The organism is Pseudomonas grandcourensis (assembly GCF_039909015.1).
In the GTDB taxonomy this organism is placed as follows: Bacteria; Pseudomonadota; Gammaproteobacteria; order Pseudomonadales; family Pseudomonadaceae; genus Aquipseudomonas; species Aquipseudomonas grandcourensis.
In genome coordinates, this window is record NZ_CP150919.1 from 5,788,239 (window position 1) to 5,804,805 (window position 16,567).

The window sequence follows — 16,567 nt, forward strand, 5'->3', positions numbered from 1 at the left end:
CGCCAACTGACACACCATCATCGCGAGCAGGCTCGCTCCTACATTGGGAAATGTGTTGGGTCAGGCCTTTTTGGTTCGCGGCAAGAAGATCGCCAACACCCCGAACAACGGCAAAAACGAACACAGGTAGTACACGTATTCGATGCCGTGAATGTCCGCCAGATGTCCGAGCAGCGCCGCACCAATCCCGCCGAAGCCGAACATCAGGCCGAAGAACACCCCGGCGATCATCCCTACATTGCCCGGCACCAGTTCCTGGGCGTACACCACGATGGCCGAGAACGCCGAGGCGAGGATGAAACCGATGACGACGCTGAGGATGCTGGTCCAGAACAGGTCGACATGGGGCAGCAACAATGTGAACGGTGCAACGCCGAGGATCGAGAACCAGATCACCGCCTTGCGCCCGATCTTGTCGCCGATCGGCCCGCCGAAGAATGTCCCCGCCGCGACCGCGCCGAGAAACAGGAACAGGTGCAACTGCGAACTGGCCACCGACAGGTCGAACTTCTCGATCAGGTAGAAGGTGAAGTAGCTGGTGAGGCTCGACATGTAGAAATACTTGGAGAACACCAGCAACCCGAGTACCACCAGCGCGCTGGTCACTCGGCCCTTGGACAGGCCGTGAGTCGCCGCCTGGCCTTGCTTGAGCTTGAACAGGTTCAAGTGGTTGGCGTACCAGCGGCTTATCCGGTAGAGCACGAACAGCGCAAATACCGCGAACAGGCCGAACCAGGCCACGTGCCCTTGACCGTAGGGAATGATGATCGCCGCCGCCAGCAACGGGCCGAACGCCGAGCCTGCGTTACCGCCGACCTGGAAGGTCGATTGCGCCAGCCCGAAGCGCCCGCCCGAAGCCAGGCGCGCCACGCGGGACGCTTCCGGGTGGAAGGTCGATGAACCGATGCCGATCAGCCCCGCCGCCAACAGGATTAGCGGGAAACTGGCGACCACCGACATCATCAGAATGCCGACCAGAGTGCAGACCGTACCCGCCGGCAACAACCACGGCTTGGGATGACGGTCGGTGTAGTAGCCGACCCATGGCTGCAGCAGCGAGGCCGTCAACTGGAACGTCAGGGTGATCAGGCCGACCTGGGTGAAGGTCAGGCCATAGTTGGCCTTGAGCATCGGATAGATCGACGGCAACACCGACTGGATCAGGTCGTTGATCAAATGCGCCAGCGCTACGGCGCCGATGATGCGCATCACCAGGGGACTGCCTTGGGGTGTAGCGGACGCCGGCACTGAGCCGGACTGGGCGTTGCTGATGGCCATGGGAATTTCCAGACAACAAGAGGTACAAACGTGCAGGTGCGTCAATGTGCCATTTTTCAGTGCGGCAACGCCATCCCCTTAGCCTGCTAACGACTTGGTTTTTTCATCGCCATAACCTTGATGGCGCAAAGCCATGGTCTGAATCTTGCCTTCCTTGTCTGCTTGAACGCGGCTTCCTTACAAAGGAGACCGACAATGGGAAGTTTCGCTACAGAGTCGGCCTACAGAGCGGACAAGGGTGAACTTTCGAGGCCTTTTTAGAGGGCACGAGTCGGGGGTGCGACAACCTCCGACGCACGCCAATAGTGCGTGGTGTCCAGAGGAGTCTTGGGGCATGCAGGCTTTTTTATCACCGGGGATCGGGTTGCTGGGGCGTTTTGGCTTCGCTCGTAAATTCCAGCTGTTGTTTCTGCTGTTTATCTTGCCGCTGGCCGGCAGCCTGTGGATGATCGGCCAGGATTATCGCGACAAACTCAACCTGATCTCCGGCGAACGCGCCGGGGTGCGGCAACTGCTTGCGCTCGATGCGCTGGATGACCTGCTCGCCGCCCAGCGTGATCGCGCCGCCCGATGGCGCGCCACGGAAACCAATCGCCAACCAACGCCGGCCACCCTCGCCGCGATGGCCGCCTTCGATGCGGTTCAGCCTGCCGTCAGCCAGGCCACTGCCGAGTTGGGCAATGCCCTGCAAAAAGAAAGTGCCGAGGGCGAAACCCTGTCGCGTTATCAGGCCCTGCAAACCGCCCTCGATGGCCTCGACTCAAAAAGCCTGAGCAATGTCGGCTGGTGGCCGGATGGCTATGATCGCTTCACCAACGCCTTGAGCGCCCTGCAAGCCTTGCGCGAGCAGATCGCCATGGACAATCGCCTGACGCTGGCGCCGTGGCTGGAAACCTACTTGCTGACGCAGATCTCCACCCAGCATGCGCCAGACCTGATCGAACGGGTCGGTCGTCTGGCGGCGGTAGGTCAGGCCTCGGTAGTGTCCGGGCAGTTCACCCTGCAAAGCCGCCTGCAACTGCGCGACCTGCGCAGCCGCATCGGCGATGCGCGCGAGCAGTTGGTAAAAACCGCTGGCCTGCTCGAAGCGCGCTTGCCCAGCGCCCTGCAAACCTGGGCCGAGCAATACCATGACAGCCTCAAGCGCCTCGATGCGGGCCTGAAGGTGCTGGATGACGGCGTGTTCGGCGGCAGCATCAACCTCAAGCCGGACGACTTCGAACGCAGTCTCGATGCCCTGCTCTCCGACCTTGCTTCGTTGCGCCAACAGTCGCTGGTGTCGCTGGATCAACGCCTGGATTACTACCACGGTTCGGCGATCCGCCAGTTCATTGTGGTGGCCGCCGTGTTGGGCTGTCTGCTGTTGGCAGCGCTGTATCTGTTCATCTGTTTGCAGGCCTCGATCCGCCGCAGCGCCAGCGGCATCACGGTGCTGGCCGAGGCCCTGCGCGATGGCAATCTGAGCCTGCAAGTGCCGGTTCAAGGCCGGGACGAACTGGCGGTCATCAGCACCGCGCTGAACGTCGCCGTGGTGCAACTGCGCACCAGCCTGCAAGGGGTGGATCACGAAACCCTGCAACTGAGCAACGCGGTACAAACCCTCAATCATCATTCCAGCGATGCCTTGGGCGAAGTCGAAGCCCAGCAGCTGCAGATCAGCCAGATTGCCGCTGCGGCGACGCAACTGGCCGCCACCTCCCAAGGGGTGGCCCGCAGTTGCGAAGAGGCGTCCGGCAGCGCCCAGCACACCCGGCGCATAGCCGCCGACAGCAGCCGTGACAGCCAGCGCACTACCGCGAGCATCCAGCAACTCAATCAACGCCTGAACGAGACCGCTGCGGCACTCGGCCGGGTCAGTGAACAAGGGCAGCAGATTCAACTGGTGGTCGACACCATTCGCGGCGTCGCCGAGCAGACCAACCTGCTGGCACTCAACGCCGCCATCGAGGCGGCTCGGGCGGGCGAGCAAGGGCGTGGCTTCGCGGTGGTGGCCGATGAAGTGCGCAGCCTGTCGCAACGCACGCAGTCATCGACCGCACAGATTGCCGGCACGGTCGACAGCCTGCGCAACACGGTGAATGAGGCCGTCAGTCTGATGCAAGCCGCGTGCAGTCAGGCAGAGAGCGATGCACAAGCGGTCACCGGCCTCGGTGAACGGCTCGGGGAAATCGCCAGTGCAGTGCAGAGCGTCACCGATACCCTGGCGCATATCGCCACGGCGGTGGAGGAACAGGCCAGTACCGCCGACGAGGTCAGCGGCAATATCCAGCAGGTCGATCAAGCGGCGGTGCGCTTGCTCGAAGGTGCCCGCGCGGTGAACCAGGCAGCGGACACCTTGAGCCACGGCAGCAAGGCCCTCAGCGACAATACCGGGCGCTTCCGTTTGAGTTGAGTCCGCCAAGGACTTCTCAGGCGCGGATCACCGCCTCCGGGAAGTCCTGCTCCAGCTCGCTCTTGAGCCAGTCGATAAACCACGCCACGTCCGCCGAGAGCTCGGCGGACGGCGTCAGCACCCGATAGCTTTCCAGCTTCACTTGCGCGTCCACCACCCGCACCAGCTTGCCGCTATGGAGTTCCTCGCGCACCAGCACCTCGTTGGCCAGCGCGATGCCCTGCCCGCTCTCGGCCACCGACAATGCGTGGTCGTTGTTGACGTAGAGCATGTCCGAATTGAGGTGGATGTCGAGGTCGTTGGCGGCGAACCACAGGTTCCACCACTCGCCGTCATCGACGTGGATCAGGTTGTGCTTCACCAGGTCCGCGGGGCTGTCGATGGGCTCGACGCTGGCCAGATAATCGGGGGAACAGATCGGAAACACTCGAGGACAAATCAGGCTGGTGCGCGAGTGGGCGTATTGGCCGTCCACCCCGTAGACGATGCCCAGGTCAGCGCTTTTGCCATCCACTTCGGTGAAGGTCGAATTGGGTTCGATGGCGAACTTCAAGCCCGGGCGCAGATGACGCATGGCCTCGATGCGCGGCATCAGCCAGCGCTTGGCGAACCCCGGCACCACCATGATGCGCAGCCAGCGTTCGGCGTGTTTTGGCTGCGCCTCTTTTCCGGCCTCGATGATCAGCTGCAAGGCGGCGGTGATCTTGCGGTGGTACTTCTCCCCCGCCACCGTCAGGTTGACCCCGCGAGAGGTGCGCTCGAACAGTTGGATGCCCAGCCAGTCTTCCAGCAACTTCACGTGGCGGCCGATGGCCGGCTGGGTCACGTGCAGGGCCTTGGAGGCTTCGACATAGCTGCCCAACCGGGCCGCGGCATCAAAGGCACGCACCGCGTTGAGCGGCGGCAAACGGTGGTCAGGCATGGTTTCCGGGCGCCTTCTGCTGTTAAATTTTTTAACAGCCCCTATGTTAAAATTGAAGTTTCGCCCCCGCAACCCCTCGCTGATAATCGATCCACAGCAGAACAAAAAAACAGCTGGTTACAACACCCGAACGCAATCTCGATCCTGCCCAGAAAAATAATATCCATGGCCCGACGACTCTGCTGTTTTCAGCACGTGCGCAGGCGATGGGGGAATCGGAGGTAACGCATGAATGCCCTGCATTCGCTGCAAACGCTGGCGGTTTCCATCCGCTCAGTGCGCAAAGTCTACGGCGATCCAAAGACTGGCCCGGTGGCGCTCAAAAGCATCGACCTGGACATTCGCGACAACGAATTCTTCACCCTTCTCGGCCCTTCGGGCTGCGGAAAAACCACGCTCCTGCGGATGATCGCCGGGTTCGAATTCCCTACCGAAGGCGAGATTCTGCTCTACGGCGAAAACATCGCCGATCGCCCGCCGTTCCAGCGCCCGGTCAACACGGTGTTCCAGCATTACGCGCTGTTCCCGCACATGACCATCGCCGAGAACCTGGCCTTCGGCCTTGAGTCCCACCCGATGGGCAAAGTCCTGAACAAAACGCAAATGGCCGAACGGGTGCGCGAGATGCTCGCCCTGGTGCAGATGGAGCGCTTTGCCAACCGCAAGCCGGCGCAGCTGTCCGGCGGTCAGCAACAGCGCGTCGCCCTGGCTCGCGCATTGGCGCCGCATCCAAAAGTCTTGCTGCTCGACGAACCGCTCTCGGCGCTAGACCTCAAGCTGCGCCAGGCCATGCGCGAAGAGCTGAAAACCATTCAAGCCCGCACCGGCATCACCTTCATCTTCGTCACCCATGATCAGGAAGAAGCCCTGACCATGTCCGACCGCATCGCCGTGTTGTCCGAAGGCGAAGTGCAGCAGGTCGGTCGTCCGGAAGACATCTACGAACGCCCGCGCAATCGCTTTGTCGCGGACTTCATAGGTGAAACCAACTTCATCGAAGGCACGGTAACCCGCGTCGAAGGCGGCCTGGCCTGGTTCGCCGGCCCGGCCGGTCATCCGCTGCCTGCACAGCCGTGCAGCGATGTGCGGGTCGGGGCCAACGTCACATTGTCCGTGCGCCCCGAGCGTCTGCATCTGGTACCGGGCAATACCGAATGTGCCTTGCCGTGCCGGATCGAAGCGCAGATCTACCTCGGCACCGACCTGCAATACCAGGTCAGCCTGAGCGACGGTTCGCGCCTCACCGTGCGCACCCCCAACTGCGTCGACCAGAGCAAGCGTTTCGCCGTCGGCAGCCAGGCCGGTCTGTTGTTCGACCAGGGCAGCGCCAGCGTCCTGCACGATTGAGCACGAGGAATTGCCATGCACGCTTTACCGATTGCCAACACGCTGGAACGTCGGCGGGCCTTTCAGAGCTTTCTCGGGGTCAGCCCCGCGCTGATCGCCATCGGCCTGTTTCTGATCGTGCCGATCCTGATCGTCATCGGTTACTCGCTGATGGAGGCCAACCCCTACGGTGGGGTGAACAAGGTGTTCAGCAGTGACGCCTACACCTCGCTGCTGTTCGAGCGGCAACTGGATGACAGCCTGGCCTTCGCCGACTCCTACCTGATCATCGCCCTGCGCTCGATAGGTATCGCCGGGCTGACCACTCTCATCACTTTGCTGATCGGTTTTCCGGTGGCGGTGTGGCTGGCCATGCAGCCGCCCCACCGCCGCGGTCTGCTGATCTTTCTGATCACCGTGCCGTTCTGGGCCAACCTGCTGATCCGCACCTATGCGTGGATTCTGCTGCTGCGCAACACCGGGGTGATCAATAACAGCCTGATGGGCCTCGGGGTCATCGACCAACCGCTGCAACTGCTCTACACCGACGGCGCGGTGCTGCTGGGGCTGGTTTATACCTACGCGCCCTTCGTCGTGCTGCCGATCTACGCCACCCTGGAAAAAATGGACATCCGCCTGCTCGAGGCCGCTCAGGACCTCTACGCCGGACGCGTTCGAACCCTGCGCAAGGTGGTGTTACCGATCGCCAAACCGGGAATTCTCGCCGGCGCCATCCTCACCTTCGTGCCTTGCCTGGGCGCGATGATCGCCCCGGAACTGCTCGGCGGCGGCACGCGGATGATGCTCGGCAACCTGATCTTCCGCCAGTTCAGCGATGCGCGTAACTGGCCATTCGGCGCGGCCCTGTCGCTGGTGCTGATGGCGGCGGTGATGTTGGTACTGACGGTGTATGCCTTGCGTGCCGAGCGCCAGCGCATCGCCAAAGGAGGTGCGTGATGATCGGCCTGTTCAAACGCAACACGCTGGGCGTGCAGGACTTCCCCGGCTTCGGCGGATTCAGTTTCCTGTTCTACCTGTACCTCTACGCGCCGATCGTGGTGCTGGTGGTGTTCTCGTTCAACGCCAACCAGTCGGCCACGGTGTGGACCGGTTTCAGCCTCGACTGGTATCGCGCGGCCTTCGCCAACCAGGCCCTGCGCCAGGCGGCCGGCAACAGCCTGTTGATCGCAGTCTGCGCCAGCATGGTCGCCACGGCCATCGCCACCCTCGCCGCCCTCGGCACTTCACGAGGGGCGAAGTTCAAGGGCCTGCAACTGTCCATGGGCGCGATCATGTTGCCCCTGGTGCTCCCGGAAATCGTGGTCGGCGTCGCCACCCTGGCGCTGTTCTCCACCATCGGTCTGTCCCTGGGCTACGGCAACCTGATCATCGCCCATACGGTGTTCTGTATTCCGTTTGCCTTTCTGCCGATTCGGGCTCGCCTGAACGACATGGACCTGTCCCTGGAGCAAGCCTCGGCCGACCTGTATGCCGGCCCGTGGCGGACCTTCCGCAAGGTCACCCTGCCGCTGCTGATGCCGGGGATATTCTCCGGGCTGATGCTGGCCTTCATCGTCTCGCTGGATAACTTCGTGATCTCGATGATGGTCTCCCAGGCCGGCACCACGACCTTGCCGATCTTCATCTTCGGCCTGTTGCGCATGGGTGTGACACCGGACGTCAACGCCGTCTCGACCCTGATCCTGGGTGTCTCGGTGCTGTTCGTCACCCTTTCCTATCTGCTGGGCAAAAAGAAAACCTGAACCTTCTACGCACTGTGGGGAAATAGCATGAGCAAGTTGATTGCAAGCATCGGTACTTCGTTGTTCCTGACTTTACCGCTGACCATGGCCGGCAGCGTTCAGGCCGCGGAAAAACTCAACGTGGTGAGCTGGAGCGGTTACTTTTCGCCGGAGATTCTCGCCAAATTCCAGAAGCAGACCGGCATCGAAGTCACCGTCGACTCCTACGATTCCAACGAAACCCTGCTGGCCAAATTGAAACAGGGCGGTGCCGGTTATGACGTGGCGATCCCGTCGCACCAGTTCGTGCCGATCCTGATCAAGGAAAAACTGCTGGAGCGCTTCGACCCGGTCAACGAGCCCTACTACGCCAGCGTCGTCGACAACCTGAAAAAACCCACCTGGGACCCGGAAGGCGCTTACTCGGTGCCGTTCATCTGGGGCACCACCAGCGTGGTGCTCAACACCGAGCGTTACAAGGGCCCTGCCGACAGCCTCAAGGTGCTTTACGAGCCGCCGGCCGAGCTGCAAGGGCGGATCAACATGTTCGACTCGGTCAGCGACATGGTGGACATGGCCAGCCTGTATCTGAACATCCCGCTGTGCAGCGAAGACCCGAAGCAGATGCAGCAAATCCTGACCCTGCTCAAGGCGCAGAAACCTTTCGTCAAGACCTACAGTTCCAAGGCCGGTTCGATCCGCGAAAACCTCGCCTCGGGTGAAATCGACATGTCGACCTTCTGGGGCGGCTCGTCGATGCGCGCCCGGGAGATGAAACCGAGCCTGAAATACCTGTACCCGAAAGAAGGTGTGCTGGCCTGGGTCGACAACATGGTCATCCCGACCGGCAGCAAGAACCCGGCGAACGCCAAGGCCTTCATCGCGTTCCTCAGCCAGCCTGAAAACGCGGCGATGACCCAGAACTTCCTCAAGCACCAGAGCCCGATCAGGGGTGTGGAACCGTTCCTCGATGCGGGCCTGAAGGACGCGCCGGAGCTGCACATTCCCGAAGGCACCAACGTGGTGTTCAGCAAGACCTGCGGCGAAGGCGCGATCCGCCTGGCCGATCGTCTCTGGACCAACCTGATGCGTTGATCTCTACCGCCCCGACGCGATGACGGGGCGTTTTTCCAGCCGTCTGAAAGGCCGCTTGCAATGAACTCTAATAACATCAGCGAACTGGTCCTGTTGCAGGCCCACGAGCTCGCCGAACGCATCCGCCTGCGCCAGGTTTCCTGCCGGGAAGTGATGCAGACTTATCTTGCCCACATCGAACGCTTCAACCCGCAGGTCAATGCGCTGGTGAGCCTGCAAGCGCCAGAAGACCTGCTGGCCCAAGCCGATATCCGCGACGCCGAACTGGCGAAAGGTCATTACCGTGGCTGGATGCATGGCTTGCCCCACGCGATCAAGGACTTGTCCCTGACCCGCGGCATCCGCACCACCCTCGGTTCGCCGCTGTACAAGGACTTCATCCCCGAGCGCGACGGCATCATGGTCGAGCGGATCAAGGCCGCCGGCGCAATCATCATCGGCAAGAGCAACACCCCGGAATTCGGCCTCGGTTCGCAAAGCTATAACCCGTTGTTCGGCGCGACCGGTTGCGCCTACGACCCGAGCAAGACCGCTGGCGGCAGCAGCGGTGGCGCGGCGGCGGCGCTGGCCATGCACCTGGTGCCGGTGGCCGACGGCAGCGACATGATGGGCTCGCTGCGCAACCCGGCGGCGTTCAACAACATCTTCGGTTTCCGTCCCTCCCAGGGCCGCGTGCCCTTCGATGACAGTGCCGATCTGTTTATCGACCAACTCGGCTACGAAGGCCCCATGGCCCGCAGCGTGCGCGATGCCGCGTTGCTGTTGTCGGTGCAGGCCGGAGCCGATGCGCGGGCGCCACTGTCCATTGCCGAATCGGGTAACGCCTTTGCCGCGCCGCTGGATCGGGACTTCAAAGGCGCGCGTCTGGGCTGGCTCGGCGACTTCAACGGCTACCTGCCGATGGAGCAAGGCATCCTCTCGCTGTGCGAGAAGGCCTTTGCCGACTTCGAAAGCCTGGGTTGCCACATTGAACCGGTTCAGTCCGAATTCGCGCCAGAGAAGCTGTGGAGCAGTTGGCGGACGTTGCGCCACTGGATGGTCGCTGGCTCGTTGGGTGCGACTTATGCCGACCCGCAAAAACGGGCGCTGTTGAAACCGGAAGCCTGCTGGGAAGTGGAGAACGGCCTGAAACTCTCGGCCACCGATGTGTTTGCCGCCTCGGTGACGCGCAGCGACTGGTATCGGGCGATCTCCAGGCTATTCGAAAAATACGACTACCTGCTGCTGCCCAGCGCCCAGGTGTTCCCGTTCGATAAAGCCCAAGCGTGGCCAACGTCCATCGAAGGCGTGACCATGGACACTTATCATCGCTGGATGGAAGTGGTAATTCCCGCCACGCTGTCGGGCTGCCCGGTGGCCAACGTGCAGGTAGGCTTCAACCAGAACGGTTTGCCCATGGGCCTGCAAATCATCGGCAAACACCAGGCCGACTTCGCTGTCCTGCAATTGGCGCACGCGTACGAACAGGCCAGTCGTTGGTTCCAACGCTGCCCTTCGCCGCTGCTCGGAAGGTAGATTTTGATAAACGGTTGAAAGCGTAGAGAAATATTTTAGATTTATGCTTGACGCATCCCCGTTACCGGTGAATAATGCGCGCCACTTGGCTACATAGCTCAGTTGGTTAGAGCATAGCATTCATAATGCTGGGGTCCGGGGTTCAAGTCCCTGTGTAGCCACCAAGTACTAAAAACGGCTTACCGCAAGGTAGGCCGTTTTTTTATGCCCCGAGAAAAGTACGGGGCGACAACAGGAAATCCTGTGCCGCCCCGTTGACGTTATTGCCCCGGATTGGAATGGCTGCCAAGTCCGACAGGGACTGATGCCCTACCCCCGTGGCAGCCGCACCATCACTTCGAGCGAAGGCGTTCGATGAAGCCTGCGATTCGACCGCAGGCATCGCTGAGCGCTGCGTCGGATACCGTGAACGAGATGCGTACGAAGCCAGCGGTGCTGGTGCCAAAAGCGCTGGCATCGAGTACGGCAACACCGGTTTCACGGAACAGTTGCCAGGCAAAGTCCGTGCTCGACAGGCCCGTCTCACGCACATCCACCAGCATGAACATGCCAGCCTCAGGCACCTTGCACTTGAGCAGCGGCACATGGCGCAAACCTTCGGCCACCAGGTCTCGACGCCGACGGTAAAGAGCCCGCCCTTCCCCGACCACTTGCTCATCCAGTTCCAGCGCCTTGAGCGCAGCGGCCTGAATGAACCCCGGCAAGCCGTAGAGCATGCACAGCAACAGGTTATCGAGGTGACCGATCAGCTCTTGCGGCCCCACCACCCAGCCGACTCGCCAACCGGTCATGGCGTGGGATTTAGACAGGCTGTTCAAGATGACGGTGCGCTCGGCCATGCCCTCAAGGGTGGCCACGCTCTGGTGCGGACGGTCATAGGTGAGCTGACCATAGACTTCGTCGCTGATCACCCACAGGTTATGGCGTTGAGCGATCAGCGCAACGGCCTCCAGTTCCTCGCGGGTGTAGACGTTGCCGGTAGGGTTGTTCGGCGTGGCCAAGGCAATACCACGAGTCTTGTCGGTGACCACCGCTTCGAGCGCGGCCAGGGTCAGGCGGAAGTCTTCTTCGGCCGGCTGGGCAATCGGCACCAGGCGTGCGCCGGAGGCCTGGATGCTCGCCTCGTAGGTCAGGTACATGGGCGCGGGCACCAACACTTCATCGCCTTGCTCAAACAGGCACATGGCCGTGGCGTACAAACCGTTCTGCGCACCAGCGACCAATGCCACGTTGTCGGCAGACACAGACTGACCCAGCAACGCCGATTGCTTGGCAGCAATTGCCTCGCGCAGGGCCGGGCGCCCGATCACGTGGGTGTAGTGGGTGTCGCCCTCATGGATCGCCTGAACCGCTGCCGCGCAGATTTCATCGGCCGTGGCAAAGTCCGGGTCGCCGATGCTCAACACGATCGCATCTTCACCGCGAGCCTGTGCATCACAGGCCGCGTAGTGAATGTCCCAGGCGGTGACGGTTTCGCCGCTGATGCGTTTGACCATGGACGAATATTTCATATGAAACTCCTTATAAGCCCTTGGGCCGATGTATCCATCGACCTTGAAGTCAGGCCTGACGTTGCGGCGTTTTGCCTATCCGGGCAAAACCTTGCTCAATGACAATCGCCAGGATGATGTAGATCACCGCCACCACCAGCAGCGGCTCATAGACGCGCAATGTTTGCGAACGCACCAGGTTTGCCGCCCCCAGCAGGTCGGTGACCGCCACGGTCGAGGCCAGTGCCGTGGCCTTGAGCAGCATCACGCTTTCCCCGGCCAATGTCGGACGCAGCATCTGCAAGGCGCGCGGCATCCACACCCGGCGCAACACCAGCCAAGGGCGCATGCCGTAGGCCCGTGCGGCTTCCAGTTCGCCACGCGGTACCGCGCGCAAGCCACCGCGCAACACTTCACCGACGTACGCGGAAACGCTCAAGGTCAGCGCGAACGCCACGTACCAGAAGCCTTCTCGCAAGTACGGCCAGAACATACTGCCGCGAATCAACGGGAAGCTCGCAAAAACACTGCCCACGCCGTAGTACAACACGTAGATCTGCACCAGCAGTGGCGTCCCCCGCAGCACGCTGGTGTAAAAGCGCAGGCCGTTGGATAGGAAGCGGTTCTTCGACAAGCGCCCGAGCGCCACAAGCACTGCCATGAAAAAGCCGATAACCCCGGAGATCAGCAACAGCTGCAGGGTCAGTCCGGCGCCCTTGACCAGCTCCTGGTAAAAATTGCCCAGCCAATGAAAGTCCATACTCGCCCTCCCCTTATGCGTGCCGTGGCATCCAGCGTTCGAAGCGCACTTCGACCCGCCGGAAGACCGAACTGGAAACCAGCGTGATCAGGTAATAGAACGCCGCCACGGCGAGGTAGAACAGCAAGTAGTGCTTGGTCGATGCCGCCGCCTGACGACCCGCTGTCAGCAATTCGCTGTAACCCACCACACTGATCAAGGCGCTTTCCTTGACCAGCACCAGCCACAGGTTGGATAACCCGGCGATCGCGAAGGGCAGCATGCACGGCAGAATCACCCTTCTCACCAGCAAGCTGCGGGAGATTCCGTAGGCGCGCGCCGCTTCAATCTGACCGTGGGGGATGGACTCGATCGCACCGCGAATGATTTCCCCCGAATAGGCGCCCTGCACAATGCCCAACACCACCACGGCAGCCATGAACCCGTTGATCTCGACGCTCGGCTGGCCGAATGCGGCCAGCGTCAGGTTGATCAGATCGGCACCGGCGTAATAGAGCAGCAGGATCAGCAGCAATTCCGGCACCGCGCGGTAGAGCGTGGTGTAGCAATTGGCGCAAACGACCATCCAGCGCGGCCCCTTGAGCTTGGTCATGGCCACGACCAGGCCGATGGCCAGCCCCAGGACAAAAGCCCCCAGGGAAATCCCCAGGGTCTTGACCATCCCCTGGGCCAGGGCCTGGAGCCAGCCATCGCTGAAGAACAGCCGGGAAATATCAGAAAGTGTCATGAGCACACCTGTGTTGGGTTTGCCTGAAGAAGCTGATTACTCAAGGGCCGAGATATCAGACTTGAAGTAGCGCTCACGGATCTTTTCGTAGCTGCCATCGGCACGCAGCGATTGCAGCGCCACGTTCAAACGCTCGCGCAGGGCATCGTTGCCTTTGCGCACACCCGCGCCCACACCGTCGCCAAACAGCGGGTCAAGCGGGGCCACGCCTTTGCTGGCGAGCATCGAGTTGTCGGGGTTGTCCAGCAGCGGTTCGACCACCAACTGGTCGGCCAGCATGATGTCGACGCGACCACTGCGCAGGTCGGCGAGGATGTCGTCCTGGTCGTTGTAATAACGGATGGTTGAGGTTTCGCCGTAGTACTTCTTGACGAACGCAGCGTGGGTGGTCGAACCCTGCACACCAATGATCTTGCCCTTGAGGCCGGCCGGGGTCGGTTCGAGTTCCATGCTGCGATCACCGATCCACAGTGCACGGGTGAAGAAGTACGGCTGGGTGAAATCGATCACTTGCTGACGCTCGGGAGTGATCGACAACGAGTTGAGCACCACGTCCACCTGTTGCGACTTCAGGGCCGGGATCAGGCCGTCCCAGGACATTTCGTTAAGGCTGCAATCGGCCTTCATGCGCTCGCACACCGCGGTGATCATCTCCGGTTCAAAGCCACTCCACTCGCCCTTGCCGCTCTTGAACGAGAACGGCGGGTAAGGTTCCAGGGCGATACCGAACACCAGTTTGTCAGCGGCGAACGAGGTACTGGCGATGCCGGCCAGCAGGCAGGCTTGCAGGGTGATCAACAGAGTTTTCTTCATGTTTTGATGCCTCTTTTCAGGTTGTAGTTATCGAGGTGAAAACATCAGTGCGGGTTATCCGCGGTTGTCCTGGGCCATTACGAATTGCCGGCAACGCTCACTGCGTGGATCGAGCAATACCTGCTGCGGCGTGCCCTCTTCTTCGATCCGGCCTTGATGCAGATAGATGACCTTGCTCGATACGTCCCGGGCAAAGGCCATTTCGTGGGTGACCAGAATCATCGTCCGCCCCTCTTCGGCGATGCCCTGAATCACCCGCAACACTTCGCCCACCAGCTCAGGGTCAAGGGCCGAGGTCGGCTCGTCGAACAGCATCACTTGCGGGCGCATGGCCAGAGCGCGGGCAATCGCTACGCGCTGTTGCTGGCCACCGGACAGAAACGAGGGATACACGTTTCGCTTGTCGATCAGGCCGACTTTTTCCAGCAAGTGTTCGGCATGCGCCGTGGCTTCCTTGCGGTCCTCGCCGAGTACGTACACCGGCGCTTCGATAACGTTTTCCAGTACGGTGCGATGGGGCCACAGGTTGAAACTCTGGAACACCATGCTCAAACGCGTGCGCAGACGCTCGACCTGACGCGGGTCAGCGATCTGCGCAACGCCACCGCGCCCGGTCTTCAAACGCACTTCTTCGCCGTTGATTCTCAGGCTGCCGCTGCAGGGGATTTCCAGCAGGTTGATGCAACGCAGCAAGGTACTTTTGCCCGAACCACTGGAGCCGATCAGCGAGACCACTTCGCCCTCTTTGGCGCGCATCGAAATGCCCTTGAGCACGTGGTGATCGGCATAGCTCTTGTGCAGGTCATCGATGGCGACGACTGCGGTGTCAGTGTGTGGCTGGGGGATATTCACGTGGGTGAGTGCTTGCACGTCTGGATCCTCGAATTCTGATTGTTCAGGCAGGCCGGGCAACGCCACGACTACTCGTCGTCACGCGCCGGGATCCACCACTCTTCGCCACGCACGGTGCGTATGTACTCCGGCCAGCGGAAGCGATGGGGGGCTTGAAAGTCGGCCGGCAACAGCGGCGCCTGCCAGTGCTCACCGCCGATGCCGCCGCCGGTGCGCTGGTTGAACTCGTCCTTGGCAGCCTTGAGCAAATCGTCGTTGCAGAACAGGTCGAGCAAGGTGTTGGCAATGGTTTTCGCCGCCACTTCGATCATCGGATCGATGGTCTGCGGTATGCCGCCCAAGGCATTGGAAACCCAATCCGGGTACACATGGCCGGCGGGGGCGCTGAGCATCGGGCGGGCCACCAGCAGACGCACGGTCGGGCAATGCCAGGTGTATTCGGGGTAGTCGTCGGAGGTCAGGTACTTCTGCCATGCCGGCATTTGCAGGCGTATCTGCCGTTCGCATTCCTGCGGGTCGATCAGTTGTTCGGTGGCCGGCAGGAAAGGTTCCGCCATCGGTTCCAGACCGAGATTGCTCTGGATCTCACGGGCAATCTCACAGGCTTCTGTACCCCATCGCGGTGCGCCGACGGCGGCCAGGTTGCTGTATGTCGCCCGCGCCAGCACATGGTTGGGCAGACCGCCACGGGACTTGCAGACCCAAGTCTTTTTCCACTGGCAACCGGTGGCCATCGCCGCAGCGGCGGCGTTGTTATCCATCACCTGGGAAATGGTTTCGGCCTGCTCGATCGAATCGCAACGCAGCAGGTACTGGATCTGTGACAGGTGCGGTGGCAGGTTGTCGGCGGTGGCCTGCCCGGCCGTCAGGATGGCCTCGTTGTAACTCCACAAACCGGTGAACGGCAGGGTCGAACGGCGCAGGCTCTCGTTGAGGTTGTAGAAGTGCATCAGCGCATCGTTGGCGCCCGGTGCCCGCGCAGCCAGGTGATTCTGCGGGATCGGACTATAGCGGTCGGCGGCAATCCAGTTTTCCGGGTCTTCGCAGGTGAAGCTGTAGATGTAGGCGTAAGCAATGCCGCAATGGGTATCCCAGGTGGTGGTGTTGTTCAGCGGCAACATGTAGGTGGGGTGAAAGCTGATGGCCGCATCCAGGTTGTCGTAGTAACCCTTGGCCGCGTGTACGGGTTTGGACGCACGGAGCTTTTCCGCCGGCTCACCAAAGAAACGAATGGTGCCCTCGATGCCGAACTCAAGCATCGCCGCCTTCGCCGCGAGCACCCCGCCCAACGCGCTGATACCCAGCGCAGAGTGCGGATCGGTGTGGCCCGGGGCGAACCGCGACAAACCTTCGCGGGGCATCTTGCGGGTAGTGGCAGCCTGGCAATTACCGGGGACCGCATCGTATTCGGCGTAGGTCGCCAGCACCGGTCCCTGGCCATTACTGAAGGTTGCGCAAAACGCGGTGGGCATGCCGCCGCTGTTTTCTTCGACGGTGAAACCTTCCTTGCGCAACAGATCCACATACCAGGCACATGACTTGTACTCGCGAAACGCGGGCTCCGCGTAGTGCCAGATGATCTGGTGCCAATCCGATAACTGCTGACGATGCTGGTCGATCCACTTCAGGGCAAATCTCTTCTGCAATTCCATGCG

At 61.4% G+C, this 16,567-nt stretch carries 13 protein-coding genes, 1 tRNA gene and 1 pseudogene; 7 read left to right on the forward strand and 8 right to left on the reverse strand.

Annotated features, from left to right (window positions below):
* Positions 1 to 60: 60 nt before the first annotated feature.
* A complete protein-coding gene (locus AABM52_RS25965; RefSeq protein WP_347908998.1) occupies positions 61 to 1,278 on the reverse strand; it encodes an MFS transporter in 1,218 nt (405 codons plus the stop codon).
* Positions 1,279 to 1,612: 334 nt separating this feature from the next.
* On the opposite strand from AABM52_RS25965, the gene AABM52_RS25970 reads away from it, so the two are divergent.
* Positions 1,613 to 3,670 (forward strand): methyl-accepting chemotaxis protein, encoded by a 2,058-nt coding sequence (locus AABM52_RS25970; RefSeq protein WP_347908999.1) that lies wholly within the window; start codon positions 1,613 to 1,615, stop codon positions 3,668 to 3,670.
* Between the two features lie 16 nt (positions 3,671 to 3,686).
* Here AABM52_RS25970 and AABM52_RS25975 read toward each other — a convergent pair whose 3' ends face one another.
* Complete coding sequence (locus AABM52_RS25975; protein WP_347909001.1) at positions 3,687 to 4,592, reverse strand: LysR substrate-binding domain-containing protein; 906 nt, start codon at positions 4,590 to 4,592, stop codon at positions 3,687 to 3,689.
* A gap of 228 nt (positions 4,593 to 4,820) precedes the next feature.
* On the opposite strand from AABM52_RS25975, the gene AABM52_RS25980 reads away from it, so the two are divergent.
* From AABM52_RS25980 to AABM52_RS26005, 6 genes are all read left to right on the forward strand, one after another.
* Positions 4,821 to 5,939, forward strand: coding sequence for an ABC transporter ATP-binding protein (locus AABM52_RS25980; protein ID WP_347909002.1), 1,119 nt, complete (start codon positions 4,821 to 4,823; stop codon positions 5,937 to 5,939).
* Between the two features lie 15 nt (positions 5,940 to 5,954).
* Positions 5,955 to 6,875 carry an ABC transporter permease gene (locus AABM52_RS25985; RefSeq protein ID WP_347909004.1) on the forward strand — a complete coding sequence of 307 codons (921 nt, stop codon included), beginning with the start codon at positions 5,955 to 5,957 and terminating at the stop codon, positions 6,873 to 6,875.
* Positions 6,872 to 7,681 (forward strand): ABC transporter permease, encoded by an 810-nt coding sequence (locus tag AABM52_RS25990; RefSeq protein ID WP_160390431.1) that lies wholly within the window; start codon positions 6,872 to 6,874, stop codon positions 7,679 to 7,681. The genes AABM52_RS25985 and AABM52_RS25990 overlap by 4 nt, the downstream gene beginning before the upstream one ends.
* A 27-nt stretch (positions 7,682 to 7,708) precedes the next feature.
* On the forward strand, positions 7,709 to 8,755 hold the full coding sequence (locus tag AABM52_RS25995; protein ID WP_347909006.1) for an extracellular solute-binding protein: 1,047 nt from the start codon (positions 7,709 to 7,711) through the stop codon (positions 8,753 to 8,755).
* Between the two features lie 60 nt (positions 8,756 to 8,815).
* The gene (locus AABM52_RS26000) at positions 8,816 to 10,270 is read left to right on the forward strand and encodes an amidase (RefSeq protein ID WP_347909008.1); all 1,455 of its coding nucleotides are present in this window, start codon (positions 8,816 to 8,818) and stop codon (positions 10,268 to 10,270) included.
* Between the two features lie 87 nt (positions 10,271 to 10,357).
* Positions 10,358 to 10,434: transfer RNA gene (locus tag AABM52_RS26005), tRNA-Met, on the forward strand.
* A 168-nt stretch (positions 10,435 to 10,602) separates the two neighbouring features.
* On the opposite strand, the gene AABM52_RS26010 is transcribed toward AABM52_RS26005, so the two are convergent.
* The 6 genes and pseudogenes from AABM52_RS26010 to AABM52_RS26035 form a co-directional block, all read right to left on the reverse strand.
* The gene (locus AABM52_RS26010) at positions 10,603 to 11,781 is read right to left on the reverse strand and encodes an aminotransferase class I/II-fold pyridoxal phosphate-dependent enzyme (RefSeq protein ID WP_347909010.1); all 1,179 of its coding nucleotides are present in this window, start codon (positions 11,779 to 11,781) and stop codon (positions 10,603 to 10,605) included.
* Between the two features lie 49 nt (positions 11,782 to 11,830).
* Positions 11,831 to 12,520: an ABC transporter permease subunit gene (locus tag AABM52_RS26015; protein WP_347909011.1), complete on the reverse strand. Its 690-nt coding sequence runs from the start codon at positions 12,518 to 12,520 to the stop codon at positions 11,831 to 11,833.
* A gap of 13 nt (positions 12,521 to 12,533) precedes the next feature.
* Positions 12,534 to 13,247: an ABC transporter permease subunit gene (locus AABM52_RS26020; protein WP_347909013.1), complete on the reverse strand. Its 714-nt coding sequence runs from the start codon at positions 13,245 to 13,247 to the stop codon at positions 12,534 to 12,536.
* Between the two features lie 36 nt (positions 13,248 to 13,283).
* Positions 13,284 to 14,060, reverse strand: a complete 777-nt coding sequence (locus tag AABM52_RS26025) for a transporter substrate-binding domain-containing protein (protein ID WP_347909015.1) — start codon at positions 14,058 to 14,060, stop codon at positions 13,284 to 13,286.
* 54 nt (positions 14,061 to 14,114) lie between these two features.
* Positions 14,115 to 14,879: pseudogene (locus AABM52_RS26030) on the reverse strand (ABC transporter ATP-binding protein); the annotation flags it as partial.
* Between the two features lie 101 nt (positions 14,880 to 14,980).
* Positions 14,981 to 16,564: an amidohydrolase gene (locus AABM52_RS26035; protein WP_347909017.1), complete on the reverse strand. Its 1,584-nt coding sequence runs from the start codon at positions 16,562 to 16,564 to the stop codon at positions 14,981 to 14,983.
* Positions 16,565 to 16,567 lie beyond the last annotated feature (3 nt).

Bases quoted from the DNA above. Each gene is read 5' to 3' on its own strand.
- AABM52_RS25965 (WP_347908998.1), bottom strand. From the start codon at position 1,278: ATGGCCATCAGCAACGCCCAGTCCGGCTCAGTGCCGGCGTCCGCTACA.
- AABM52_RS25970 (WP_347908999.1), top strand. From the start codon at position 1,613: ATGCAGGCTTTTTTATCACCGGGGATCGGGTTGCTGGGGCGTTTTGGC.
- AABM52_RS25975 (WP_347909001.1), bottom strand. From the start codon at position 4,592: ATGCCTGACCACCGTTTGCCGCCGCTCAACGCGGTGCGTGCCTTTGAT.
- AABM52_RS25980 (WP_347909002.1), top strand. From the start codon at position 4,821: ATGAATGCCCTGCATTCGCTGCAAACGCTGGCGGTTTCCATCCGCTCA.
- AABM52_RS25985 (WP_347909004.1), top strand. From the start codon at position 5,955: ATGCACGCTTTACCGATTGCCAACACGCTGGAACGTCGGCGGGCCTTT.
- AABM52_RS25995 (WP_347909006.1), top strand. From the start codon at position 7,709: ATGAGCAAGTTGATTGCAAGCATCGGTACTTCGTTGTTCCTGACTTTA.
- AABM52_RS26000 (WP_347909008.1), top strand. From the start codon at position 8,816: ATGAACTCTAATAACATCAGCGAACTGGTCCTGTTGCAGGCCCACGAG.
- AABM52_RS26010 (WP_347909010.1), bottom strand. From the start codon at position 11,781: ATGAAATATTCGTCCATGGTCAAACGCATCAGCGGCGAAACCGTCACC.
- AABM52_RS26015 (WP_347909011.1), bottom strand. From the start codon at position 12,520: ATGGACTTTCATTGGCTGGGCAATTTTTACCAGGAGCTGGTCAAGGGC.
- AABM52_RS26020 (WP_347909013.1), bottom strand. From the start codon at position 13,247: ATGACACTTTCTGATATTTCCCGGCTGTTCTTCAGCGATGGCTGGCTC.
- AABM52_RS26025 (WP_347909015.1), bottom strand. From the start codon at position 14,060: ATGAAGAAAACTCTGTTGATCACCCTGCAAGCCTGCCTGCTGGCCGGC.
- AABM52_RS26035 (WP_347909017.1), bottom strand. From the start codon at position 16,564: ATGGAATTGCAGAAGAGATTTGCCCTGAAGTGGATCGACCAGCATCGT.